The 581-nt window shown below is 39.1% G+C and carries 1 protein-coding gene; it reads left to right on the plus strand.

Features of this window, described 5'->3' with window-relative positions; genetic code table 11:
• Window positions 1-581, plus strand: a 581-nt coding sequence (locus BKH42_RS09680; RefSeq protein WP_219349867.1) for a hypothetical protein, incomplete at both ends; no start/stop codon positions are given.

A 581-nucleotide genomic window follows, 5' to 3' on the forward strand; every position in this document is an offset into this window, starting at 1 on the left:
TTTAACTTCAATGCTTCTACCATGAATGGAGACATCATTGATGGCACTTCAGCTATCACAACTACAAATGGCACTGCCAATCATGCCCTCACCAACGTGACCTTTAGAAATAAATCCACCTTAAATGGAAACATCAAGATCACTTCTAGAAATCTAACAACTACTGCTCCTTCTTTAGTGAAAATGAACGTTGGCTTTGATAATTCTAGCTTCAACTTTGATACCATACAAAACCTAGCAGGGAATTTTAACGCCCTTCCACTAAAAGATAAAGATGGAAATCTGATCGATTATAGTACCCAAAGCAGAAAGTTTGTCAAAGGCAATGATGGGAATTATTTCATCCCCACAGGCAATGAAGATCCTGCTAATTTGCTCAAAGATGCTGATGGGAATGTGCTCTATTATAGCCTAGCAGGGCAAAGGAGTAATGATTACTCATCTAGCCTTCATATCAACCTCAATAATCACAGCCAGATGCAAGGAAAAGAGATCGTTAATCAAGGTAATTTGTACATTCAAGCAGGAAATGCCTCTTCCATCAATGCCAACATCACTTCAGGAATCATGGAAGATGGTGG

This window comes from Helicobacter sp. 13S00482-2, assembly GCF_002272795.1.
Classification (GTDB): domain Bacteria; phylum Campylobacterota; class Campylobacteria; order Campylobacterales; family Helicobacteraceae; genus Helicobacter_J.